Genomic DNA, 23,777 nt, shown 5'->3' with positions numbered 1-23,777 from the left:
TCAGGGTGCCTGCCGAGGCTACGGGCGACGCCACGATGATTGCGTGCCAGACGTCACGCTCGGGCGGCCGGTTTCGTAGACAGCTGCTCACATTGCGTGTGATGGCGCGAGAGAACTACGGGGTCGCCGTGCTGCATCGGCATGGCTCATGGGCGCTGCAGAGCGGGCGCACGGCGCTGCACATCGGCTAGGCGTGACATCAACGCAGGGTGCGTGGGCGGCCTGATCGACGCGTCGACACCGCTGCCCGGCGATGTTGTTTCGGTCCGGTCACCCGCCGCTGAGACGTCCGGCCAAGCCGTATGAAACAGGCCCGGATGTGCCTGCCCAAGACGGTTTCGACGCGTGGCTACCTTTCTGCAGGCTTTCCGACAAATTTCAGTAGATTCAATTACTTAAATCGAACCTGGGGTGCTGCAGCGCAGCTTGCATCGATTCAAATTCGGCCTATAACGCTGGCGTTACATATATGAACTTCTCGTTCTTGTATGCACCGCCTTGCGGATGGCCCGCGCAAGGCCAGGGGAATCGGGGGGCTTGCACCACTTCGAACATCGATCGCTCCTGAGGGGGGAGACCAATGAACAGAACCGCTTTCCGGCGTGGACTCATCGCCAGTTCCGTTGCGCTCGTGCTGTGGGCGCCTTCTCTCATGGCGCAATCCGCGCCCGACAGCCCGCCGCCGCCAACCGGCCCCGGCAAGGCCGACAAGCCGGTCGAACTCAAGGCGGTGACGGTCACCGGGTCGATGATCCCGCGCGTGGAGGTCGAAGGTCCCGCACCGGTGGTCACCATCACCGGCGAAGAGATCAAGAAGCAGGGCTACACCACGCTGTGGGAATTCCTCGATTCGCTGCCGCAGGTGGGCCAGCAGGTGTCCGACCCGGCCTCGTGGGGCTCCAGTTCAGTCAATGCGCGGTCGGTGAACCTGCGCGGGCTCGGCCCCGGTTTCAGCCTGCTGATGATCGATGGCCATCGCGTGGTCGATTACCCGCAGCCGCTCAACAAGCAGAGCAACTTCCAGAACTTCAACAACATCCCCACCGGGATGATCGATCACATCGAAGTGCTGGCCTCCGGCGCGTCGTCGATCTACGGCTCAGACGCGGTTGCCGGCGTGGTCAACGTGATCCTCAAGAAGAACTACGAGGGCAACCAACTGCAGGTCACCGCGGGCGGCGCGACGCGTGGCGGCCGCGAGTACGGCGACATCAACTACTTCGGTGGCAGTGCCGGCAGCAACTGGCACGTGACCTACAACCTGGAGCACTCCAACCGCAGCGCGCTGTGGGGCATGGATCGGTCCTACCAGGATTCCGTGGCCGATGCGGGCTACGGCGCATGGGGCCCGGCCTCGCGCATGTTCGGCTACCAGTACGATGCCGCCGGCGCGATCGCGCTGTCGGCCACCGACGCCAACGGCCACTACATCACGCCGCCCTCCGGCACCTGCGACAAGTTCACCAATTCGCGCCTGGCGCAGTCGCACTCGGTGACCACCAATGGCGCCCAGATCACCGGCGTCACCGACAACGGCTTCTACTGCGCGCAGCCGGCGCTGTTCCAGAACTGGGTGCTGACCCCGGGCAGCCGCAGCAACAACGGTTATCTGTCGGGCGAATACGACTTCCAGAACGGCCTGCAGTTCTACGGCTCGGCCGCCCTGTACCAGACCGTGGGCATCTCCAACACGCAGCTCAACGTGTTCAGCGCCGGTCCGTTCTACGACCAGACCACCGGACAGACGGTCAAACAGGTCATCCGCCAGTTGACCCAGAACGAGATCGGCGTCAGCGCCAACACCTACGATCGCGAACTCAACTGGAACCTGCAGGCGGGCCTGCGCGGCACCGTGTTCGACGGCCGTTTCAACTGGGACCTCAACCTCAACACCCAGAAGTACATCGTCCGCGAGGAATTCACCGGCTACAACGCCCAGGCCACCAACACCTTCTTCCTCGGCCAGCAGCAGGGCACCACCGCGGACGGCCTGCCGATCTACGCGTTCAACTGGCAGCAGTTCTGGAACCCGATCACGCCGCAGCAGTACGACCAGTTCGCGGTGACCGGCGTGAACACCGCTTCGTCCTGGCTCGACCAGGCGCAGCTGCGCGTCAACGGCGACCTGTTCAAGTTGCCGTGGGCCGATCGGTCGGTGGGCTGGGCCGCGGTGCTCGAAGCCGCGCACAACGGCTTCAAGCTGTCGCCGGACCCGCGCGCGGCGGATCCATCCACGTTCCAGAACCCGTTCGGTGCCTATCTCACCGGTGCCGGCACCCGGCAGCGCTTCTCGCTGGGCACGGAGTTCCGCGTGCCGGTGCTGGAGTCGGTGACCTGGACGCTCTCCGGTCGCCTGGACAAGTACAACGACGCCAGTCGCGCCGACATCGCCCGCACCTGGGGCTCGGGCCTGGAGTGGCGCCCGTACGACGGTCTGCTGCTGCGCGGCAGCTACGGCACCAACTTCAAGGCGCCGGACATGCAGGCCATCTACCTGACCGGTTCGACCTCGCCGGTGGGCTTCTACGCCGACCCGCTGCAGTGCGTAAACGCGATCAAGGCCGGTCAGAACAACAACACCTGGTGCAACAGCGTGCAGCGTCCCGGGTCGCAGTACTACACGCTCTACACCAACGGCAGCCGCCTGTTGCTGCCGCAGACCGGACACTCCTGGACCTACGGCTTCGTCTGGCAGGTGCCGGGCGTGCAGGGGCTGTCGGTGTCGGCCGATTACTGGAACATGGGCGTGGACAACGCCATCCAGTACCTCGGCCAGGACACCGTGCTGGCCGACGAAGCGGGCTGCCTGACCGGCGTGAAGCCGAACGGGACCTCGGGCCTGTCGCCGTACACGGCGCACGTGGCCGGATCGGAGTACTGCCAGATGGTCACGCAGATGGTGAAGCGCGACGCCAACGGCCAGATCGTCTCGGTGCAATCGGGCCCGATCAACGAAGCCTCGCTGTACGTGGCCGGTGTCGACGCGTCGCTGGACTACAAGTTCCACACCGACGGCTACGGCGACTTCCGCGCGGGCATCAACTACACCAACAACCTGGCGTACAAGCAGCGCGTGCTGGCCTCGGATCCGCTGCAGAACACCCGCTACCAGAACGTGGCCAGTCGCATGACCTGGATCGCCGACTGGACCAAGGGCCGCTGGAACGTGTCGATCTCCGGCGTGCGCAACGGCCGCATGCGCGCCCCTAACTACGCCGGCTGCGACGTGCTGCCCAACGGCATCCAGCCCGGCATGGTCACGGTGCCTAATGGCGGCGAGTCCGTCTCCACCGGCGTCTGCCAGGTCACCCAGGACGGCAACCAGGTCACCGTGCCCGACACGACCTACCGGGGCCACGTGCCGGCGTGGATCACCTGGAACGGCTCGGTCGGCCTGCAGATCACGCCGGATCTGCACGCAAAGCTCGCGGTGTCGAACATCTTCGACAAGGTCGGCGCGATTCCGTACTACGCCGGCGGCTTCGAGTTCGTCCCCACCGGGCAGACCGCGAGCGAGTACAACGGCCGGGAAATGTTCCTGACGCTGGACTACACGTTCAACTGAGCGGTCAGCCGATAGATCGGCGGGCGCCGCGGGAAGCGGAGCCCGCCGGATTTTTCATGGGCCTGGCGTTGCGTCGTGCCCTCTCTCGTCGCAGCGCGTGCTGTGCGACGCGTACGGGCGCCAGGTCGTTCTCGTCTGATGCCTGGTGCTTCGCGATGCGATGCCCTCGAGCACCGCGCAACAGCCTCTCCCGCTTGCGCAGGAGAGGCATTACGACCGAAGAGGTGGTCTTGAGCTGCGCTCAGCGGCGCCGGTTCGACGGTACGAACTTGTACAGCTTGTTGACGCCGGTGCCGAAGTTGAAGCGGCTGTAGCCCGCGCCCCAGTACACCGCACCATCGACGATCGCCGGTGCGCTGGACACCGAGCCGCCGGCGTCGAAGCTCCACAGCGTGGCGCCGGTCTTGGCATCGAGCACGGTCATCGCGCCGGACATCGAACCGGCATAGACCAGGCCCGGCGACGACGCGAGCGGGCCGCGGCCGCCGGCGCCGAATGCGGTCTGCACCGGGTCGGTGCCCGGCACCTTGACCTGCCAGAGGATCTTGCCGCTGGTCGCATCCAGCGCGGCCCACGAGCCGGCGTTCCAGGTCTCGGTGTTGCCCGGCGCCAGCGTGTACGGCGTGTGCTCGTTGTTGTTGATGGCCACGTACACGCGCGCGGCGAACGGATCCACCGACGAGCCCCATTCGATGCCGCCGGCGGTGCCGCCCGGGCCGACCTGGGTCGACCATACGGTCTGTCCGGTGTCGGCATCGAACGCCCAGTACACGCCGCTCTTCTGGCCGGCACCGACCAGCGCCTGCGGCTTGCCGTTGCGGATCACCGTGAACAGGTTGGCGCCGCCGCCGCTGAAGTCGTAGTCGGGTCCCTGCGGGTCCTGGCACAGGCCATTGGTCGGCGCGACCAGGCACGACAGCGACCAGGCATCGGCGCCCTGCAGGCGACGCGTCCACACCGGCTTGCCGCTGCGCATGTCCAGCGCCAGCACCGAATCGACGTAGTTGTCCGGTGCCATGCAGGCCAGTTGCGCGGTCTTGTCGCCGTTGGCGTTCTTGACGCAGGTAGCCACGTCGACCGGCACCGAGTAGTTGTTGCCGGTGGTGGCGTAGACGCGCTGACGCAGCGGATCGATCGCCAGCGTGCCCCACACCGACGCACCGGTGTAGCCCTCCGGCGCGGTGCGGAAGCTCCACAGCAGCTTGCCGGTCTTCAGGTCCAGCGCGGCGACGCTGCCGCGGAAGGAATATTTGTAGCCCGGCGTCAGGCCACCCCAGTCGCCGGAGGACACGCCGACGTAGACGCGGTCGCCGTAGATCACCGGCGAGGCGGTGATGCGCGCCTGCGGGTTGGACTCGACCAGGGTTTTCCACAGCAGCTTACCGGTGGTCTTGTCGATCGCCAGCACGGTGCCGCTGGCCTGGTCGCCGACCAGGATGCTGTCGCGCGCGATCGCCGGGCTGTTGCGCGACAGCGAACCGGCGATGCCGGTGTAGTCGGCCAGCTTCACCTGCCACACCGCCTTGCCCAGATCGGTGTCGATGCGATACAGCTGGCCGCCCCAGTCCGGCACGTACAGCGCCGTGCCCTGCACGGTCGGCGTGGCCGAGACGTCGCCTTGCGTGGTGAAGGTCCACGCGGTCTTCAGGCGCGCGGCGTTGAACGGGGTGATCTGCCATTCGCCGGGCGCGAAGCGGGTGTTGAGGAAGCCGCCGCCAGCGCTGTCCCAGAGGCTGTGCGTGGCGAACGGCGTGCCGCCGGAGAAGGTGCTGCGCCATTGTGCGCTGGCGGCGCTGGTGTCGGTCGTCGCCGCTGCGGTGCCTGCGGACTGCGCCATCGCCATTGCGCTGAACATCAAGCCGGGAATCAACGCCAGCCGCAGGCGGGAGAGGTTCTGGTGTGCATCACGCGTTTTCATGGATGTCCTTCGGGCTTGGGTGAGGATCCCCCCGTCACGTCCGCGGCCATCCTAGAAGTGAAAATCCTTGCGTGTCATGTACTTACGAAAAAGTTAGGGCGTTCGCAAAAGGTTGCCGCGATAGCGAAAAACGATGGCGGCGGCATCGCGCTGTCATCGTGCCGGCACGCGCGTGACGCATGCCGGTGCCGGGTGCGATGGCGGTCGCGTCCGCGTGTTGCCGAGCATCGACACCGCGCGGCGAGGCAGGCGGAGAGGGCGCGTGGCGATATGCGTTGTCGATCCCGACCGCAGGATTTCCAGCGTGAGCGCGGGCTGAATCGCGATGCCGTCCGACGGGGTGGCCGTGCCGCTGCGGCGATGCGGCATGGGCGATGCGAGCGGTTGGTTACACTGTGCGATCACCGTTGTCCGCACAAGGAATGCCTCGATGAAATGCCCCTCGCTGTTGTCCCTTGCCATCGCGCTGTGCGCCACTGCCGCAGGCGCCGTGCAGGCGGCAACGCCCGCGTCCACCGGGGCGCTGGAGGGCAAGGTCGATGCGCTGTACACGCGGGCGCCGGACACGCTCAAGCCCGACGAAGTGAAGGCGATGCAGCAGCGGCTGCTGGACTGGGCGCAACTGCAGCGCTACCGCGCCGACAACGCCGCGCTGCCGGCGCCGGCCGCGGACGCGCCGCGCGTGGTGTTCTACGGCGACTCCATCACCGACGCCTGGGGCCGCCGCGAAGGCACCACCTTCTTCCCCGGCAAGTCCGCCTACGTCAATCGCGGCATTTCCGGGCAGACCACCGCGCAGATGCTGGTGCGCTTCCGCCAGGACGTGATCGACCTGAAGCCGGCGGTGGTGGTGATCCTGGCCGGCACCAACGATCTGGCCGGCAACACCGGGCTGTCCACGCTGGACATGATCGAGGACAACCTGCGTTCGATGACCGAACTGGCGCAGGCCCACCACATCAAGGTGGTGCTGGCTTCGGTGCTGCCGGTGACCGACTATCCGTGGCGCCCGGGCCTGCAGCCGGCGCAGAAGGTGCGTGCGCTCAATGCGTGGATGCAGCAGTACGCGCAGCAGCAGGGTGCCGTGTACCTGGATTACTACAGCAAGCTGAGCAACCGCGACGGCGGCATGGACAAGACCGTGGCCATCGACGGCGTGCATCCCAACAACGCTGGCTATGCAGTGATGGCGCCGCTGGCCGAGCAGGCGATCCAGCGCGCGCTCGCAAAGCCCTGAGCCGCCGCGCGCGCATAGCCCCTCTTCCCCCCCAGGAGAGGGGTTGGGGTGAGGGTACGGCGCGCTGGCAACAACGATCATCGCCGCAGCGGCGCAACCCTCTCAGAAGCGCTCGCCACCCGGCAGGTAACGCCACTCGCCCGGCGCCAGTTTGCCCAGCGGGATGCGGCCGATGCGCAGGCGGCGCAGGCTGATCGCCTCCAGTCCCACCTCGGCGCACATGGCCTGCAGCTGGCCGGGCTGCACGTGCTTGATCGCAAAGCGCAGGCGGTCCTCGTTCTGCCAGCTCACCTTGCACGGCGGCAGGCTGCGCTGCTGGTAGACCAGGCCGTGCGCCAGCCGCAGCATGCCGTAGGGCCGCAGTTCGCCGCGCACTTCCACCACGAATTCCTGTTCGATCGAACTCGCGTCCTCGGTCAGGCGGCGCAGCACGCGGCCGTCCTGGCTCAGCACCAGCAGGCCGCTGGCCGCTGGCTCCAACGGCAGCGGCGCGTTCAGGCGCAGGAAGTGGCGTTTCAGCACGCGCACCTCGCTCGTGTCCAGGGCGCTGCGCGTGTCCGGCCTGACCAGCGCCAGCGCCGCGTCCAGATCCAGGCCGGCCGGCTTGTGCAGCAGCAGCGTGGCCGGTTCGACCGCCCCCAGTTGCGCGTCGGCGGCCAGGGTCACCTGCTGCGTCGTCACCGCGGCTTGCGGCTCCTCGACCACCACGCCGTCCACGCTGACCCAGCCGCCCTCGATGTATTGCTGCGCTTCACTGCGCGAGCACGGCAGCATGGCGGCCACGTATTTGTCGAGGCGGGTGGGGGCGGACATCGAAACGCTCGGCGATCAGGGCAGCGCAGTGTACGTGCTGCCGCCGCTGCGCTGCCACGCGCGGCGCCGCTCAGCGGTCGCTGCCGCCGGACAATTCCAGCTGGGTCAGGTACAGGCGCAGGTCGAACTCCAGGCGGTGATACTCCGGCGTCATGTGCGCGCACAGCTGGTAGAACGCCTTGTTGTGCGCGCTTTCCTTCAGGTGCGCCAGCTCGTGGGCGACGATCATCGGCAGGAACGCCGCCGGCGCATCCCGGAACACGCCGGCGATGCGGATCTCGCGGCTGGCCTTGAGCTTGCCGCCCTGCACGCGCGACACCGTGGTGTGGGTGCCCAGCGCGTGCTTCACCGCCTGCAGGCGGTTGTCGTAGATCACCTTGTGCAGCGGCTCGGCGCTGCGCATGCAGCGGTCCTTCAGTGCTTGCGTGTAGTCGTACAACTGGCGGTCGGTGCGTACTGCGTTGGCCTCGGGGTAGCGGCTGCGCAGCCAGTCGCCCAGGCGTTCGCGCGCGATCAGCTCGCGCACCTGGTCCAGGACCTGGGGCGGGTAGCCGACGAGATAGCGCAGGGTGTCCATCCCGCCACCTTAGCGTGCCGCGCGCCGCGGGGCATCCGCGGTGACGGCTTTCGCGGGCGGGCGCTGGTGCTGCGGGTATCATGCGCCTCCCGATTTCGAGTCCGTGGACGCTTCCGATGCGCAATCCCCTGCAGGAGCAACTGCTCAAGGCCGGCCTGGTGAAGAAGAGCCAGGTGGCGCAGGTCGCGCGCGAGCAGGCCAAGGCGCGCCAGGGCAAGACCCCGCCGCCGCCCAGCGCCGAGCAGCGCGAGAGCGAGCGGCTGCGGCAGGAGCGGGTGGAGCGCGACCGCGCGCTGTCCGCCGAGCGCAACGCCCAGGCCCGTGCGCAGGAGCTGCGCGCACAGGCGCGGCAACTGGTCGAGAGCCACAAGCTCAAGGCCGACGGCGAGATCGACTACCACTTCACCGATGCCGGCAAGATCCAGCGGCTGCGGGTGGATGCGGCCTTGCGCGCGCAACTGATCGCCGGCAGTGTGGTGATCGCGCGGCTGGATGCCGGCTATGTGCCGGTGCCGCGCGCGGTCGTGGAAAGGATCGTCGCCCGGGACCCGGAGACCATCGTGTTCGATGCGCTGGCGGCAACGCCGGCCAGCGGCGAGGACGATCCCTACTACAGCCAGTTCCAGGTGCCGGACGATCTGATCTGGTGACGGTCGGCGCCGCGCAGGGCCCATGAACATCGCGGGAAGGTGAAGCCGGCGTGCATTGCATTCGCCGGTGCCGGCCGCATCATCCAGGCAAGGCAACAGTGCGGAGACGACCATGGCCACTGGGTGGGCAGGCGACGGCGCGGTGCAGGACCAGATCGATGCGACCGTCGAGGATGCGATCAAGCGGGCGCGCAGCCAATTGCCGCAGGGCCCGGGGTTGAGCCACTGCGAGGACTGCGACGCGCCGATCCCCGAAGCGCGGCGCAAGGCGGTGCCGGGCGTGCGCCTGTGCGTGGCCTGCCAGGAGGCGCAGGACCGCGCGCAGCACGAGCACAGCGGCTACAACCGCCGCGGCAGCAAGGACAGTCAGCTGCGTTGAGGCTTAGCCGGCGCGATCGGCATCCAGCACGGGCTTCGCGTGCAGCGCGATGTTGAGCTGATCGACCACGATCGCCCAGTCGGCGTCTTCCAGACGTTCCTCGCGCAGCAGCTGCGCCTGCGCCGGCGTCCAGAACGGGGCTTCTTCCAGGCGCATGTCATCGGGCAGCGGCGCGTGCCGGGCGATGAACTGGCGGATTTCGCTTTCGCTGTTGGGCAGGCCGAGCTGGGCGAAAAGGTCGGCGAACGGGGGGATGACGGGTTCCATGCAGTACCTGGTCGGGAAGAAAGGGGCGCCGCACGAGGGCGGCTGGCGTCGACCATAGCGGCTGCGCCATGTGCATGGCGTCAGCGTCGGCGTCGCGGCGCTCAGCCCAGGCCGGGTGGCACCGGATGGCCGCGCCAGCGGCGCGTGCTGCGCTGGAAGAACAGGCTGTTGGGGATCTGCAGCACGCTGTCGCGGTCACCGTCGTGCTCCTCGCGCAGCGTGGTGTAGATCAGGTTGATGTCGATCACCTGGCCCTTCAGGCCCGGCTTCTCGCCGTTCTCCAGCAATTCGATGTGGTCGTGCAGGCGGAACGGGCGCGTAGTGAAGATCAGCAGCGTGCAGAAGATGTTGGACAGCACGCTCCAGGCGGCGAAGAACGCCACCGCCGCGACCGCGGCGAATCCGGTGAAGGCGGTCCACAGCACGGTGCCGGACACGCCGAAGCGGTCCAGGATCAACAGCAGCGCCGCCGCGTAGATCACGAAGCCGCTGCCGCGACGTGCCATCAGCACCAGTTCCGGCGGCAGCGCATGGTGCTCGCCCAGGCGCCGGATCAGCCGCCGCAGCAAGGTCCGCAGCAGCCACGCGCCGAGCACGATCAGCACAATCTGCGCACCGGGCACGATCACGTCGAGCCAGCGGTGCGTCCACGGCGGCAGCAGGGTATGGAGCGAGGGCATTGCACATCGGAAACGCAGGGGAAAGGCGATGGTCGCAAGCGTGACCGCTGTGGGCAAGTCGTGCGGCTGCCGTGCGCTGCGGCAGCGCATCGCTCAGCCGGCGTGCTCCAGCGCGTCCCACTGCGCCGCGGTGATCTCCGGCAGCGCCTCCAGCGCCGGCTTGGCGAACAGATAGCCTTGGTAGAGATCGATGCCCAGCGCGCGCAATGCGCGGTACTCGGCGGGTGTCTCCACGCCCTCGGCGAGGATGCGGCAGCCCAGTTGTGCGGCCATCGCGACGATGCCGCCGACGATATGGCGACGCGCGGCGCTGCCGTCGATGCCGCGGATCAGCGCCATGTCCAGCTTGAGCAGGTGCGGCTGGAAATCGGCGAGCAGGTTCAGGCCGGAGTGGCCGGCGCCGAAGTCGTCGATCGCGGTGAGGAAGCCGCGCTGCGCGTAGTCGCGCAGGATGCGCACGACCTTGGGCAGGTCGGCGATGCGTTCGGACTCGCTCAACTCGAAGATCAGGGCGCCGGTGGGCACGCCGAAGTGCTCGGCCGCCTTCAGGGTCAGGCGGATGCAGGTCGCCGGCTCGTACACCGCGTTGGGAATGAAGTTGATCGACAGCCGCGTGCGCAGGCCAAGCTGTGCGGCGGTGGCGATCGCCTGCACCCGGCAGGTCTGGTCGAAACGGTACATCTGCTGCGGGCGCACCCGCGCCAGTACCGCCGCCGCGCCGCTGCCGTCCTCGCCGCGCACCAGCGCTTCGTAGGCATAGATCGAGCGGTTGGCGGCATCGACGATGGGCTGGAACGCCATGCGCACGGCGAAATCCAGTGGCTCGCCATCGCGACAGTTGCCGCAGGCGGGCTGGCCGAGTTCGGCGGAAAGGGAGCGCAGGAGCATGCCGAAGCGAGACCGTGGACGAGATCGCAGTATGCGCTTTCGGCGTGAAGACGGCGGCGTGCTTCCGGGCCTGCGCTGGCATCCGAGGACGCCGTATTGGGCTTGGTCGGTGCGGCGATCGAGCCGAACCCAAGGCGCCGTCGTTGGATGCCTGGCGCCGCGTCATCGCTCGGGCGTGGACGGGCGTCCACGTCCTCGCTGATTGCCTGCCGCAAGGAACTGCGATGGGCGCGCGGGAAGCGCGGGCGGGCGTCAGCCCGCGTCGGCGACGTCGACCTTCTTCAGCACGCGGGTGGTGCCGAGCACCTCGACGCGGCCGCCGGCCTGGTGGAAGGCGGCCAGGTCGGCCTCGATGCGCTCGCGGCTGAGGCCCTTTTGCGCCTTGTCGTTGGCGCTGGCGCCGCGTGCGTTCCTGGCGCTGGGCGAAGCGGTGTTGCTGGTGGGTCGTGCCATGCTGGAACTCCTGCAGTCAGTACATCGTCAGTGGAATGCCACGGGTCAGTTGCTCGTGGTGGGTGCGGCGGATCTCGCGGCAGTACGGGCCGGCCATCGCGAACTTGCGGCAGATCGCCGGGCGCTGCGTATAGATCGAGCAGCACATGCGCGCGCCGTCCACCGCCACGCACCAGCCGTCCTCGTCGCGCGCCATCACGTGCAGCCCCTCGCGGGTGTACTCGGTGAGATGTTCGGGGACGTTGTCGTCCGGCATCACCAGCACGGTCAGGCGGCAGCAGATCGCGTCGCAGCGGTCGCAGGCGATGCCGGAGTCGGCGGCTTCCCTCGCGGTCTCGCTCATGCGTCGCCGCCGCGATCGCGACCTGTCGGTCGGTACGGAGGATGGAGCGGCGACGCCAGGCGCTCGGCCTGAAGCGTGGCAGGGGCGGGGGACATGGCGCTCCCGGTGGGTCCGGCCCGAAGCGGGACGGAGGGTGGGGCGAGAAGGGAGCGCGTCGGGCGACAGGAACGGCCGGACGAGACGCGCATAGAGACGTGACGCTGAAGCGTGCACCTATGCTACGCGAGTCGCGCCTTCACAGTATGAACAACGCAGGCCGAAGGCAGCGCCTCGGCAGGACGCCGCCAGGCGGCGGAGGCCACCGACGCTTGTGCTGCCTGTGCCGTGCTAGTCCTGCGCGGCGGCCAGCGCCAGGCCCTGCACCACGCCGAACGAGGGGTCGCCATGGACCAGGCGCGCTTGCGGGAAGGCGGCAGCGACCAGACGCTGCAGGTAGCCGGCGCGCGACATGCCGCCGGTCAGGAACACTGCGGCCGGATCGCCGCCGATGTCCTGGCGCACCTGCGCCAGCAGTTCCTGCAGGGCCTCCAAATAGCTGCGTGCGGCCTGCACCAGTTCCTCGGCCTGCACCTGCACCTGCAGCCCGGCCTCGATGTAGTCCAGCGTTTCTTCGTGCCGCTCGGCGTCGCTGAGGCGGATCTTGCTGCGCTCGACCGCGCGGTACAGGCGCGCGGTGTTGCCGGGTTCCTGCAGCGCTTGCAGACGCGCCTCGTACGGCGCCGGCACCGCGTCGTAGCGGTGCTGGCGGAAATCGCGCTGGCGGGTGGTGTCCTGCACCATCGCCGCCTCGACGTAGTGATGCGCGGGCACGCGGGTGATGCCGCGGCCGAACTGCGGCATGAAGCCGGCCAGGCTCAGCGCCAGGTCGATGTCGGTGCCGCCGCGCGGGATGCCCCAGGCGCGGTGCACCTGCGGCGCGGCGTCGCCACCGACGCTGGCATGGGCGATGTCGGTGGTGCCGCCGCCGATGTCCACCACCACCGCGGCGTGGCGCTCGCGGCTGACCGCGTGGTAATGCATCGCCGCGGCGGCCGGTTCCTCCAGGAAGGCGACGTCGTCGAAGCCGGCGGTGATCGCGGCGCTGTGCAGGATCTCCAGCGCCTGCGCGTTGCCGGCCTCGCCGATCGAGCTGCGGAACTGCACCGGGCGCCCGAGCAGGGCGCGGCGTACCTGCACGCCCAGTTGCTGCGAGGCGGTCAGGCGGATGTGTTCGAGAATGTGCGCGGCGATGCCGGTGATGGTCTGGCGTGCGCGCGGATGCAGGTTGTAGCCCAGCATCGACTTGGGGCTCTGCACCAGGTTGCCTTCGCCCTCGACGAAATAGGCATCCAGCGCGGCATCGCCGTACACGGCGTTCTGCAGCAGCGCCGCGGAACTGCGCGGCTCGCGCATCTGCGTTTCCATCCATTGCCGGCGCACCACCCGGATCGCGTCGCGGCGCAGCGCCTCGTGGCTGCGTTCGCGCCCGGCGGCGAGCGCATCGCGGCGGCCGGAGTCGATCAGCTCGTCCACCTGCCGTTCCAGCGCCGGGGTCAGATCGAACTCGGCCGGGTCGCGCATCACCTCGGGGAAGTACACCGTGGTGCGGAACTGCTGCTGCGCGCCGAAGTCGATCGGCACCACGCGGCCGTCGATCACCGCGGCGGCGGCGGAGTTGCTGGTGCCGAAGTCGATACCGAGGCGCATGACGGTGCCGGGGGCGGGAGGGCCGCGCACTGTGGGGCAAGCCGCAGCGCGACGCAAGCGCGGCGCAATACGCACGAGGCCCGCATCGGCGGGCCTCGTGGGGGACGCGAAACCGGGCCGCTTACAGGGCGGCGCCGGCGTGGCCCTGGTTCTTTTCCTGCTCGGTGGCCTCGCGCACGCCGGCCACTTCCACTGCGAAATGCAGCACCTGCCCGGCCAGCGGATGGTTGCCGTCGATGGTCACCAACTCGTCGCCGACGTCGGTGACCGTGACCAGCAGCGGACCCTGGTCGGTCTGCGCCTGGAACTGCATGCCCGGCGCCAGCGACCCGGCATCCGGGAACGAACCGCGCGGCACCTGCTGCACCAGCTGTTCGTGGCGCGGGCCGTAGCCTTCGGCCGGGATCACGTCGGCCTTGACCGATTCGCCGGTGCGCTTGCCGGTCAGCGCCTTTTCCAGGCCCGGCACGATGTTGCCGGCGCCGTGCAGGTAGCTCAGCGGATTGTCCGGCGAGGACTGGTCGATCACTTCACCGGCATCGTCGGTGAGGGTGTAGTGGATGGTGGCGACAAGCCCGTTGGCGATCTCCATGGGAAACCTCGTTCAGTGAGTAAGGGGGATACGCCGGCACAGTCACAGCGCGATGAGAGGGTGCTACCCGGCTACCCTAACGAAAAGCGGCGCAGGGCCGCAAGTCGCGCCGGCGTACTGCCATTCAGGGCGCCTGCGGCTGGCGCAGCGCGGTGCGCCGGGCCAGCCAGGTCTCCGGGGTCTGCGGTTTGACGAACAGCGCCTGCAGTTCCGGATGCTCGGCGCGTGCGGCGGCCTCGATGCGCTCGATGCACGCTTCGATCTGCGCGGTGCTGCGCTGGTCCTCGAACTCGGCGCTGAGCGCGGCGACCACCTGGTCCGGCCCCATCTGCATGCTGAGCACGCCGTTGACCGCGCGCACATCCGGATCGGCCGCGGCGATGCGCCGCAGCGCGTCGCCGAGCGGGCGCGCCGCCGGCTCGCCGATCAGCAGGCCCTTGGTCTCGCGCGCCAGCACGAACGCCGAGCAGGCCAGCACCGCGGCGATGCCGATGGAGGCGACGCCATCCAGTTCCGGCATGTCCAGCCATTGCGCAGCGAGCAGCCCAGTGAGTGCGATCAACAGGCCGATCAACGCCGCGCTGTCTTCCACCAGCACGGTGAACAGGCTCGGATCCTTGCTCTCGCGGAACGCCTGCACGTAGCTCAGGCGGCCCTTGCGCGCGCGGAACTCGCGCAGCGAGATCCACCACGAGCCGCCTTCGAACAACAGCGACAGCCCCAGCACGATGTAGTTGAGGGTGTGGTCGCTGGCCGGCTGCGGATGGCGGATATGGGCGATGCCCTCGTACAGCGACACCCCCGCGCCGAGCGCGAACACCAGCAGGGCGACGATGAAGCTCCAGAAGTACAGCTCGCGCCCGTGGCCGAACGGATGGGTGGCGTCGGCCGGGCGCGCGGCGCGGCGCAGGCCGTACAGCAACAACAGCTCGTTGACCGTGTCCACCAGCGAATGCACGCCTTCGCTGAGCATCGCCGAACTGCCGGAGAGCGCCGCGGCGACGAACTTGGCGATGGCGATGGCCAGATTGCCGGCGAGCGCGGCGTAGATCGCGAGGCGGGACCCGGACGAAGCGGACATAGGATTCCTGCGGCTGGCGTGGCCGCACGGCGGCACGGGGCGGGCGGCTACAATAGGCGGCTCGCCGTCGTCGCCGTATCAAGGACTCCCATGCCCGCCGCACCCGCCTGCCCGCAATGCACCCTGGAAAACACTTATGTCGACGGCGCCAACTGGGTGTGCGCGGACTGCGGCCACGAGTGGCCGGCCGCGGCCGAGGCCGCCAACGACGCGGCGACGGTGGTACGCGACAGCAACGGCAACGTGCTGCAGGCCGGCGATACGGTGGTCGTGATCAAGGACCTGAAGGTCAAGGGCTCGTCGATCCCGCTGAAGCAGGGCACGGTGATCCGCGGCATCCGCCTGGTCGAGGACGATGCCGAACACATCGAAGGCAACTCGGACAAGATCAAGGGCCTGGTGCTGAAGACCTGCTTCCTGCGCAAGGCCTGAGCCGCGCCGCGGGGCCGGCGGCACGCTGCGGTCGTGCGAGCGCCGACGCTGCGCAGGTGTCGACGTTCTAGTGGCGATGCGCGCAGGCCCACGCCGGCAACAGCAGCCCCAGCGCGGTCCAGGGCAGCGCGGCGGCGCCATGCCGTTGCAGCAGTGCGCCGCCGAGCAGGCCGGCGCTGGCGATGGCCAGGTTCCAGCCGGTGACCACCAGCGACTGCGCCAGATCGGCGGCGTCGCCGGCACGGCGGGCGATCGCGGTCTGGAACAGCGTCGCGCAGCCGCCGAACGCCAATCCCCACAGCGCCAGGGCCACCGCCAGCAGCGTCGGCGAGCGCGGCCACAGCGCCAGCGTCAGCGCCGCCAGCGCGAACAAGGCGATGCTGGCCAGCAACAGGGGCCGCAGCCAGCGATCGATCCACGTCCCGACCACGACGATGCCCAGCAGCGCGGCCACGCCGAACAGCAGCAGAGCGCGATCCACCGCCACCGCGGCGCCGGACCGCGCCAGCAGCGGCGCGACGTAGGTGTAGAGCAGGTTGTGCGCGAGCACGAACAGCAGCATCACCGCCAGCACCCGGGCGATGCCGGGCAGGCGCAGCACGCGGCGCAGCGGCAGCGCCGCATGCGCCGCCTGGCCGGCGAAATCCGGCAGTGCGGCGCGGGCCCAGCCGAGCAGGCCGAGGCTCAGCAGGGACATCGCGCCGAAACTCCAGCGCCAGCCCACCTGCTGCCCGAGCCATGTACCCGCCGGCACGCCCAGCGCCAGTGCCAACGGCGTGCCGACCATCGCCACCGCGATGGCGCGGCCCTGCTGGGCCGGCGCCACCATCCGGCTCGCGTAGCCGGCCAGCAGCGCCCACAGCAACCCGGCGCTGACCCCGGCGAGCAGGCGCGCGACCAGGATCGGCGCATAGCGGCTGGACACCGCGGTGACCGTGTTGGCGACGGCGAAGCCGGCGATGGCGAGCAGCAGCAACCGGCGCCGGCGCTGGCGCCGGGTGGCGGCGGTGAGCGGGATGGCCGCCAGCAGCGAGCCCAGTGCGTACACGCTGACCAACTGGCCGATCCAGGCCTCGCCGACGCCCAGCCGGTCCGCCATTGCCGGCAGCAGCCCGGCCGGCAGCGTCTCGGTGAGGATGGTGACGAAGCCGGCGCAGGCCAGTGCCAGCAATCCGCTCCAGGGCAGGCGTCGCGCCTCGGGCGGGCGCGACGGCGCGCCGCACTCCAGGCCCTGGCCGCTCATGCCGCCCGTTCGCGCAGGCTGGCGTAGACCGCGTCGCGCAGTTCGACCACGAACGCGCCGGACATGCCTTCGTACAGCGTGTTGGTCAGCGCCACCACGCTCAGTTGATGCGCCGGATCGACGAACCAGCTGTGCCCGTAGGCGCCACCCCAGCGCCAGGTGCCGGGCGCCTCCGGCGTCGCGGTCGGCGCCGGGTCGCGCAGCACCGCAAAGCCCAGGCCGTAGCTCCAGCCCGGTCCGTCCGGTGGGCCGAAGTCGCCGGTCTGCGCGCGCCCCATCTCGGCGACCAGATCGGCCGGCAACAGCGGCGCGCCGCCGCCGCGCAGCGTCTCCAGCAGGCGCAGCACGTCGCCGGCGCTGCCGACCATGCCGGCGCCGGCGGAGGGAAACGCGGTGCGATCCAGCGCGCGCGAGGGATGGAAGACGATGCCGGCGCCGTCGGCGAACGGCGCGACCACCTCGCCTTCGCCCAGCCGGTGCGGCATCGGCACGTCGCCGACGTAGGGCACTGCCAGGTTGGCGGCATCCTCGGCATGGAACGCGGTGGCCTGCATCCCCAGCGGCGCGGTGACCAGATCGTGGACCAACTGCGGCAGCGGCTGCCCGCTGGCGGCCTCCAGCACCGCGCCGGCGACGTCGATCGCCAGCGAGTAGCCCCAACCGGTGCCCGGCGGGTACTGCAGTGGCACCTGCGCCAGCCGGCGCAGGTTTTCTTCCAGGCTCAGGCCGCTGCGGTCCATGCCGTCGGAGACGCCGGCGCGCGCATGCGCACCGTCTTCGGGTTCGAGGAAGCGGTAGCCGAGCCCGGCGCTATGGCTGAGCAACTGGCGCAGGCTGATGTCCGGCACGCGTCCGTCGGGCAGGGCCGGCCGGAACCACGGCAGCCAGCCGGCGATCGGCGCATCCAGCGCCAGGCGGCCCTGCGCGACCAGCGCCAGCGCCGCGGTCGCCACGATCGGTTTGCTGACCGAGGCCAGGCGGAACGTCGTCTCCTGGCGCATCGGCCGTTGCGCTTCGCGGTCGGCCCAGCCGGCGGCGCGGCGATAGATACAGGCGCCGCGATGGGCGACCAGCACCACTGCGCCGACGAGCCGGCGTTCGTGCAACGCGCGGTCGATCGCGGCATCGAGCGGAGCAGCCTGGCGCGGCGAGCGCATCGGTGCAGGATCGGGGATGGAGGTGGGCATGGGCATCGGCGCTGTGCATGGAGGAGGGAGGTGCAGCGTGGACGCCTGCCGATTGCGGAAAAAGACGGGTAAAGTTCCTCGCTGCGAGGACGGAAATGTCCGCAATCGGTGGCGCTGCGATGGACAGTCTGGGGAGCCTGCGTGGCTTCGTGCAGGTGATGGAGAGCGGCGGCTTCGCCGAGGCCGGGCGGGTGCTGGGCCTGTCCGCTTCGGCGATGGCCAAGAGCGTGGCGCGGCTGGAACAGTCGCTGGGCGTGCGCCTATTCCATCGCAGCACCCGCAGCCTGACCCTGACCGCCGAAGGCCAGCTGTTCCTGCCGCGCTGCCGGCGCATCCTGGCCGAGGTCGAAGCGGCGCGCGGCGAGCTGGGTAGCCTGGCGGCGACGCCGAAGGGGCGGCTGCGGATCAGTCTGCCGATGAACAACAACGTGCTGTTGCCGGTGCTGGGCGACTTCATGCGCGCCTATCCGCAGGTCCAGCTGGACCTGGATTTCGACGATCGCCTGGTGGACGTGATCGAAGAAGGTTTCGATGCCGTGTTGCGCGTGGCCGAGCCGGACGATTCGCGGCTGGCCTCGCGCCGCCTGGGCAGTTTCCGCCGCTGCCTGGTGGCCTCGCCCGATTACCTGCAGCGCTGCGGCACGCCGCTCCAGCCGCAGGACCTGCTGGCCCATCAGTGTCTGCACTACCGTTTCCGCAGCAGCGGGCGCCTGGAAGCCTGGCCGCTGGGTGCGGCGGCGGCTGGCCTGCCGTTGCCGGTGTCGATGGTGTGCAACAACATCGAGACGCGGCTCAGCTTCGCCTTGCGCGGCTGTGGCATCGCCTTCCTGCCGGAGCACTCGGTACGCGCGGAACTGGCGGCCGGCACGCTGCGCACGCTGCTCGACGACTATGTCGACTCCACCGGCACCTTCCATCTGTTGTGGCCGTCGAGCCGGCACATGCTGCCGAAGCTGCGCGTGTTCGTCGATTTCCTCGGCGAGCGGTTGACGTTCTAGGGCGAGCTCTCTGCGCCGGATGCGCCGCGGCCCGTGCTCGATGCGCATCGCGCCTGAGCGCGCGCCGCAGAAGACGGCGCTGCCTGGACGCAAGGCTGGCGGCACTGCGCGGTGCCGCCAGCCCAGGGCAATCAGTCCAGCGTCGGGTAGTCGGTGTAGCCCTTGGCGCCGCCGCCGTAGAGCGTGTCGGCGTCCACCTGGTTCAAGGGCGCGTCGCGGCGCAGCCGTTCCACCAGGTCCGGGTTGGCGATGAACGGGCGGCCGAACGCCACCGCGTCGGCGCGGCCGGAGGCCACGGTCTTTTCGGCCAGCGCCTTGTCGTAGCCGTTGTTGACCAGCCACGGGCCATGGAACTTGGCGCGCAGCGCCGCGTAGTCGAAGGCGATGTTGTCGCGCGGGCCGCCGGTGGCGCCTTCGATCACGTGCACGAAGGCCAGGCCCAGCGGATCCAGGCGTTCCACCGCGCGCTCGAACAGCGGCTGCGGGTCGCTGTCGCGGGCATCGTTGGCCGGGGTCACCGGCGACAGGCGCACGCCGGTGCGGTCGGCGCCGATTTCCTGCGCCACCGCCTGCACCACTTCGAACAGCAGGCGGGTGCGGTTCTCGATGCTGCCGCCGTAGGCGTCGTCGCGGTGGTTGCTGCCGTCGCGCAGGAACTGGTCGATCAGGTAGCCGTTGGCGGCGTGCACTTCCACGCCGTCGAAGCCGGCGGCGATGGCGTTGCGGGCGGCGCGGCGGAAGTCCTCGATCAGCCCGGGGATTTCGTCCAGGCGCAGCGCGCGCGGCGCGGAGACATCGGTGAAGCCCTCGGCGGTGAAGGTCTTGGCGTCGGCGCGCAGCGCGCTGGGCGCCACCGGCGCGGCGCCGTCCGGCAGCAGGCTGACGTGCGAGATGCGGCCGACGTGCCACAGCTGCAGCACGATCTTGCCGCCGCGTCGATGCACTTCGTCGGTGACTGTCTTCCAGGCCGCGACCTGCGCGTCGCTGTAGATCCCCGGGGTGTCCTTGTAGCCCTGGCCCATCGGGCTGATCTGGGTCGCCTCGGCGATGAGCAGGCCGGCGCTGGCGCGCTGGCCGTAGTACTCGGCGGCCAGCGGCGAGGGGATGCGGCCTTCGCCTTCTGCGCGGTTGCGGGTCAGGGGTGCCATCACGATGCGGTTGGCCAGTGCGATCGCACCCAGGCGCAGCGGCGTGAACAGCGGGGAAGCGGTATCGGTCATCGGTGGATCTCTCGGTGTGGGGTGGGGCGGGCAACCCTGCAGCGCGGCGCTGCACGGAAGCATGCGTGCAAGACATGGGGACGCACCCGGCGGTTTCGCGGCGGTGCGATGGGACAGTGCGTTGCTGCCGCGGCATCTTCTTCAGGAGGGTGTCGCCGCCTGAGACGCCGCGACCGGCGTACCGCAACGCGGCGTTGCGCGCGTGGGGCTGCAATATTTGCTGCAATGCACAACAATGGGCAGCCCTTCCTCTTGTGGGATGTGCGCATGACCTCATCCGCTACGGCGCCGCTGTCGCGGCGCGGCTACGTGCTGATCCTGTTCGCGCTGGCGATGGGTGGTTTCGCGATCGGCACCAGCGAGTTCTCCACCATGGGCCTGATGCCGTACATCGGCCGTGGCCTGGACATCGATGCGCCACAGGTCGGGCATCTGATCAGCGCCTATGCGCTGGGGGTGGTGGTGGGCGCGCCGCTGCTGGCGATCCTCGGCGCGCGCTGGTCGCGCCGGCATCTGCTGCTGGCGCTGATGGGCTTCTATGCGTTCGGCAATCTCGCCAGCGCGCTGGCGCCGGACTATCACAGCATGCTGCTGGCGCGCTTCGTCGCCGGCCTGCCGCATGGCGCCTATTTCGGTGTGGCGACCCTGGTGGCCGCGTCCATCGGCCCGCCCGACCAGCGTGGCGCGGCGGTCAGCCGGGTGCTGCTGGGCCTGAACCTGGCGGTGCTGGTCGGCAACCCGCTGGCGACCTGGCTCGGCCAGGTGGCGGAATGGCGCTACGCCTACGCCCTGGTCGCGGCGATCGCGGTGTTGACCGTGGTGCTGGTGTGGCGTCTGCTGCCGGCCGATCCGCAGGAGGCGCGGCCCTCGCCGCTGCGCGAACTGCGCGCCTTCAACCGCACGCAGGTGTGGCTGGCGCTGGGCATCGGCGCGATCGGCTTCGCCGGCATGTTCTGCGTCTTCAGCTATCTGGCGCCGACCCTGATGGAGGTCACCGGCGTGTCCGAACACTGGATCCCGGTGGCGATGGCCGCCTTCGGGCTGGGCGGATTGCTCGGCAATCTGGCCGGCGGCTGGCTGTTCGACCGCATGCAGTTCCGCGCGGTGCCGCTGGTGCTGCTGTGGTCGCTGGCGGTGCTGCTGGTGTTCCCGCTGGCGGCGACCTCGCCGTGGGCGGTGCTGCCGGCGGTGGTCGCGGTGGGCAGCATGGGCGCGCTGGCGCCGGTGCTGCAGACCCGCTTGATGGATGTGGCCAGCGACGCGCAGACCCTGGCCGCGGCGTCCAACCACGCGGCATTCAACCTGGCCAACGCGCTGGGGCCGTGGCTGGGTGGGATCGCGATCGGTGCCGGCCTGGGCTGGACCTCCACCGGCTATGTCGGCGCGGCGATGGCCGTGGGCGGCCTGTTGATCTACCTGTGGGCGCGCCAGGCGGCACGGCGCGGCGCCTGCGCGCACGCGGCAGGCTAGCGCGCGTTAGCGCAGCGGCCGCGCGGTCGAGGACAGCCGCCGCAGCGCGTCCAGCTTGCCCTGGTAGCGCGGTTGGGTGGCCGGATCGGCGTGCGCCATGGCCTCGCGCAGCGCCACGCTGGCGCGGCGGGTGTCGCCGCTGTGCAGGTAGGCGCGGGCCAGGGCGAAGTACAGCAGGTGGGCGCCGTCGTACAGGTGCAGCGCATGCCGGTAGTAGGCGATCGCCGCGGTGTAGTCCTGGCGCCGCTCGGCCTCGGTGCCGAGCAGATATTGCTGGAACGGATCGCGCTGGCGCACGTGTTCCATCTGCCGCTGCAGTGCGGCCGCGCGCGCGCTGTCGCCCAGGCGCCGGGCCAGGCCGACGGCGTTGGACAGCGCCGGCAGATGCTCCGGATCGATCTCCAGCGCCTTGGCGTAGTCGCGTGCGGCGGCGCCGCTGTCGCCATCGCGCATCGCCAGCACGCCCTGGTTGTTCCAGGCCCCGGCGAAGCGCGGGTCCATCTGCAGCGCCATCGCCAGATGCGCGCGGGCGCCGTCCAGGTCGCCGTCGACCATCAGCTCGGCGCCGCGGTTGTTGTAGTAGTGGGCGAGGGCGCGGCGGTCGGAGATGGGTTGCGGCCCGCGCCGGTCCATCAGCACGCTGCGGTCCAGGTCGATGCTGCCGCGCCCGCTGTCCACGCGCACGCCGGCGTTGACGTGGCCGACGTTGTACAGCGCATCGCCGTCTTCGTACCAAGTCAGCACGCGGCGCACTTCCTGGACCTGCGCCTGCAGCCCGACGTCGCGCGCCATCGCCACGAACAGCAGGGTGAAGGACAGGCAGTTGACGTGGCGAGTGGCGTAGCTCTCAGCGACGCTGTGGGTGGCCTTGGGGTCGTACTGCAGGTTCAGGCCCTTGGCATCGAAGGCCAGCGCTACCAGTTGCTGCAGGCGGTGCTCGGGGTCGGCGTGCGGGTCGATGCGCTGCTGCAGCAGCGCGTGCAGCGCGGGCGGTAGCTGCATGATCTGCTCAGGCGTCGGCGTCGGCGTCGGCGTCGGCGCGGGGGACGTCGCAGGGGGTGGCGGCGTCGCGTCTGCCTGCATCGCCGCTGCCGGGTGCGCTGGCGGCACTGGCAACGTGGGCGGCGACGTGGTGGCCGCAGCAGCGGCGGCGAGCAGGGCGAACGCGGTCCAGGCGAACATGACGCACCTCGCGGTGCCCTGCAGTGGCGAGGGCTTGCCTGCACTATAGGCGCTTGCTGGCGGGGCGCGGAGGACGTTGCGGCGGCGCCGACGAACGGTCGCGGGCCGACGCGATCGGCGGCGGCCGTCATCCACAATCGCTGTGGACGACCGTGGGGCAACCATGTGGATAAGTCGCGGCATACCAAGCGCTGCAATGCGCGAAGACAGGATGGTGAAAACTTCAGCACATGCCTGACTGCGCAGTGCGGCCAATGAACGCGTGTTCACCACCGGCAATGCGGCGTGACGAGCGAATGCCGATGGCTCACGTGCGCTTTATGCGCCTGTGCCCAGCATCGCTACCACTACGCAACGCGGCAATCCTTTCGAACGCGCCGTGCGATATCCAGGTTCACCCCCGTGTGCCCGTTGCGCGATATCGCTGGCCTCGCCACAGGAGTTCTCCATGAGCATTCAGAGCAAGACCACCCACAGCCTCAACGACCTCATCGCCATTTCCCGCGACGGCAAGGACTTCTACGAAGAAGCCGCGAAGAAGGTGGGCGACGCCGAGCTCTCCGCGCTGTTCCTGCGCATCGCCGGCGTCAAGGCGGACATCGTCAGCAGCCTGAGTGCGGTGGTGCAGTCGGTCGGCGGCAAGCCGGAAGACCACGGCACCATGGTCGGCAGCATGCAGCAGATGTACGGTAAGGTCCGTGCCGCGCTGGGCGACACCAAGTACGGCTACGTCGCCGAGCTGGAAGAGTCCGAGGATCGCCTGCTGAAGGCCTTCAACGAGACCATTGCCGATGCCGATACCCCGGTCGCCGCGCGCGACGCCGCCACCCGCCTGCTGCCGGAAGTGCGCGCCTGCCACGACGTGATGCGCACCCGCAAGCACGCGATGAAGAACGCGGCGTAATCGCCGCCTGCC

Annotated in this window: 23 protein-coding genes; 8 read left to right on the top strand and 15 right to left on the bottom strand. The window is 69.6% G+C overall.

What is annotated here, in order from left to right; all coding sequences use genetic code 11:
- Positions 1–652: 652 nt before the first annotated feature.
- Positions 653–3,565, top strand: coding sequence for a TonB-dependent receptor domain-containing protein (locus QN245_RS14720; RefSeq protein WP_317843520.1), 2,913 nt, complete (start codon positions 653–655; stop codon positions 3,563–3,565).
- Between the two features lie 241 nt (positions 3,566–3,806).
- Here the strand turns inward: QN245_RS14720 and QN245_RS14715 are convergent, their stop codons facing one another.
- Positions 3,807–5,408 carry an outer membrane protein assembly factor BamB family protein gene (locus QN245_RS14715; RefSeq protein WP_260302832.1) on the bottom strand — a complete coding sequence of 534 codons (1,602 nt, stop codon included), beginning with the start codon at positions 5,406–5,408 and terminating at the stop codon, positions 3,807–3,809.
- Positions 5,409–5,913: 505 nt separating this feature from the next.
- Here QN245_RS14715 and QN245_RS14710 point away from each other — a divergent pair.
- A complete protein-coding gene (locus QN245_RS14710) occupies positions 5,914–6,720 on the top strand; it encodes an SGNH/GDSL hydrolase family protein (RefSeq protein ID WP_317843519.1) in 807 nt (268 codons plus the stop codon).
- A 102-nt stretch (positions 6,721–6,822) separates the two neighbouring features.
- On the opposite strand, the gene QN245_RS14705 is transcribed toward QN245_RS14710, so the two are convergent.
- Both QN245_RS14705 and QN245_RS14700 read right to left on the bottom strand, forming a co-directional pair.
- Complete coding sequence (locus tag QN245_RS14705; RefSeq protein ID WP_317843518.1) at positions 6,823–7,533, bottom strand: rRNA pseudouridine synthase; 711 nt, start codon at positions 7,531–7,533, stop codon at positions 6,823–6,825.
- Positions 7,534–7,603: 70 nt separating this feature from the next.
- Entirely contained in the window at positions 7,604–8,110 is a 507-nt protein-coding gene (locus QN245_RS14700; RefSeq protein ID WP_184449158.1) for a YgjP-like metallopeptidase domain-containing protein, read from the bottom strand.
- Positions 8,111–8,226: 116 nt separating this feature from the next.
- On the opposite strand from QN245_RS14700, the gene QN245_RS14695 reads away from it, so the two are divergent.
- Together QN245_RS14695 and QN245_RS14690 are read left to right on the top strand one after the other, a co-directional pair.
- Positions 8,227–8,760: a DUF2058 domain-containing protein gene (locus QN245_RS14695; RefSeq protein WP_317843517.1), complete on the top strand. Its 534-nt coding sequence runs from the start codon at positions 8,227–8,229 to the stop codon at positions 8,758–8,760.
- A gap of 112 nt (positions 8,761–8,872) precedes the next feature.
- The gene (locus QN245_RS14690) at positions 8,873–9,139 is read left to right on the top strand and encodes a DksA/TraR family C4-type zinc finger protein (RefSeq protein ID WP_048490972.1); all 267 of its coding nucleotides are present in this window, start codon (positions 8,873–8,875) and stop codon (positions 9,137–9,139) included.
- 3 nt (positions 9,140–9,142) lie between these two features.
- On the opposite strand, the gene QN245_RS14685 is transcribed toward QN245_RS14690, so the two are convergent.
- From QN245_RS14685 to QN245_RS14650, 8 genes are all read right to left on the bottom strand, one after another.
- Positions 9,143–9,406 (bottom strand): DUF2789 domain-containing protein, encoded by a 264-nt coding sequence (locus QN245_RS14685; RefSeq protein ID WP_184449160.1) that lies wholly within the window; start codon positions 9,404–9,406, stop codon positions 9,143–9,145.
- A gap of 101 nt (positions 9,407–9,507) precedes the next feature.
- Positions 9,508–10,086, bottom strand: a complete 579-nt coding sequence (locus QN245_RS14680) for a mechanosensitive ion channel family protein (protein WP_317843516.1) — start codon at positions 10,084–10,086, stop codon at positions 9,508–9,510.
- A 93-nt stretch (positions 10,087–10,179) separates the two neighbouring features.
- Positions 10,180–10,974, bottom strand: a complete 795-nt coding sequence (locus QN245_RS14675; RefSeq protein WP_184449162.1) for an EAL domain-containing protein — start codon at positions 10,972–10,974, stop codon at positions 10,180–10,182.
- 252 nt (positions 10,975–11,226) lie between these two features.
- Positions 11,227–11,427 (bottom strand): hypothetical protein, encoded by a 201-nt coding sequence (locus QN245_RS14670; RefSeq protein ID WP_184449164.1) that lies wholly within the window; start codon positions 11,425–11,427, stop codon positions 11,227–11,229.
- Between the two features lie 16 nt (positions 11,428–11,443).
- Positions 11,444–11,770, bottom strand: a complete 327-nt coding sequence (locus QN245_RS14665; protein ID WP_167087488.1) for a YkgJ family cysteine cluster protein — start codon at positions 11,768–11,770, stop codon at positions 11,444–11,446.
- Positions 11,771–12,097: 327 nt separating this feature from the next.
- Positions 12,098–13,456 carry an Hsp70 family protein gene (locus tag QN245_RS14660; RefSeq protein WP_317843515.1) on the bottom strand — a complete coding sequence of 453 codons (1,359 nt, stop codon included), beginning with the start codon at positions 13,454–13,456 and terminating at the stop codon, positions 12,098–12,100.
- 121 nt (positions 13,457–13,577) lie between these two features.
- A complete protein-coding gene (locus tag QN245_RS14655) occupies positions 13,578–14,048 on the bottom strand; it encodes an FKBP-type peptidyl-prolyl cis-trans isomerase (RefSeq protein WP_167087492.1) in 471 nt (156 codons plus the stop codon).
- Positions 14,049–14,172: 124 nt separating this feature from the next.
- Positions 14,173–15,129 (bottom strand): cation diffusion facilitator family transporter, encoded by a 957-nt coding sequence (locus QN245_RS14650; protein ID WP_317843514.1) that lies wholly within the window; start codon positions 15,127–15,129, stop codon positions 14,173–14,175.
- Positions 15,130–15,219: 90 nt separating this feature from the next.
- On the opposite strand from QN245_RS14650, the gene QN245_RS14645 reads away from it, so the two are divergent.
- Positions 15,220–15,561 carry a zinc ribbon domain-containing protein YjdM gene (locus QN245_RS14645; protein ID WP_048490980.1) on the top strand — a complete coding sequence of 114 codons (342 nt, stop codon included), beginning with the start codon at positions 15,220–15,222 and terminating at the stop codon, positions 15,559–15,561.
- A gap of 67 nt (positions 15,562–15,628) precedes the next feature.
- Here the strand turns inward: QN245_RS14645 and QN245_RS14640 are convergent, their stop codons facing one another.
- Together QN245_RS14640 and QN245_RS14635 are read right to left on the bottom strand one after the other, a co-directional pair.
- The gene (locus QN245_RS14640; protein WP_317843513.1) at positions 15,629–16,804 is read right to left on the bottom strand and encodes an MFS transporter; all 1,176 of its coding nucleotides are present in this window, start codon (positions 16,802–16,804) and stop codon (positions 15,629–15,631) included.
- Positions 16,801–17,991: a serine hydrolase domain-containing protein gene (locus tag QN245_RS14635; protein WP_425612872.1), complete on the bottom strand. Its 1,191-nt coding sequence runs from the start codon at positions 17,989–17,991 to the stop codon at positions 16,801–16,803. Before QN245_RS14635 ends, QN245_RS14640 begins: the two co-directional genes overlap by 4 nt.
- Positions 17,992–18,110: 119 nt before the next feature.
- Between QN245_RS14635 and QN245_RS14630 the strand changes: the two genes are divergently transcribed.
- A complete protein-coding gene (locus QN245_RS14630; protein WP_167087500.1) occupies positions 18,111–18,989 on the top strand; it encodes a LysR family transcriptional regulator in 879 nt (292 codons plus the stop codon).
- Between the two features lie 131 nt (positions 18,990–19,120).
- On the opposite strand, the gene QN245_RS14625 is transcribed toward QN245_RS14630, so the two are convergent.
- On the bottom strand, positions 19,121–20,209 hold the full coding sequence (locus tag QN245_RS14625) for an alkene reductase (protein ID WP_184643815.1): 1,089 nt from the start codon (positions 20,207–20,209) through the stop codon (positions 19,121–19,123).
- Between the two features lie 267 nt (positions 20,210–20,476).
- On the opposite strand from QN245_RS14625, the gene QN245_RS14620 reads away from it, so the two are divergent.
- A complete protein-coding gene (locus QN245_RS14620; protein WP_317843512.1) occupies positions 20,477–21,679 on the top strand; it encodes an MFS transporter in 1,203 nt (400 codons plus the stop codon).
- Between the two features lie 6 nt (positions 21,680–21,685).
- On the opposite strand, the gene QN245_RS14615 is transcribed toward QN245_RS14620, so the two are convergent.
- Positions 21,686–22,861 (bottom strand): tetratricopeptide repeat protein, encoded by a 1,176-nt coding sequence (locus QN245_RS14615; protein WP_317843511.1) that lies wholly within the window; start codon positions 22,859–22,861, stop codon positions 21,686–21,688.
- A gap of 448 nt (positions 22,862–23,309) precedes the next feature.
- Between QN245_RS14615 and QN245_RS14610 the strand changes: the two genes are divergently transcribed.
- Positions 23,310–23,765, top strand: coding sequence for a PA2169 family four-helix-bundle protein (locus tag QN245_RS14610; protein ID WP_167087508.1), 456 nt, complete (start codon positions 23,310–23,312; stop codon positions 23,763–23,765).
- Positions 23,766–23,777 lie beyond the last annotated feature (12 nt).

The sequence above is a fragment of the Xanthomonas rydalmerensis genome (assembly GCF_033170385.1).
Lineage (GTDB): Bacteria > Pseudomonadota > Gammaproteobacteria > Xanthomonadales > Xanthomonadaceae > Xanthomonas_A > Xanthomonas_A rydalmerensis.
The sequence above is the reverse complement of the archived record's forward strand: the minus strand, read 5'-3'. Positions and strand labels throughout refer to the sequence as shown.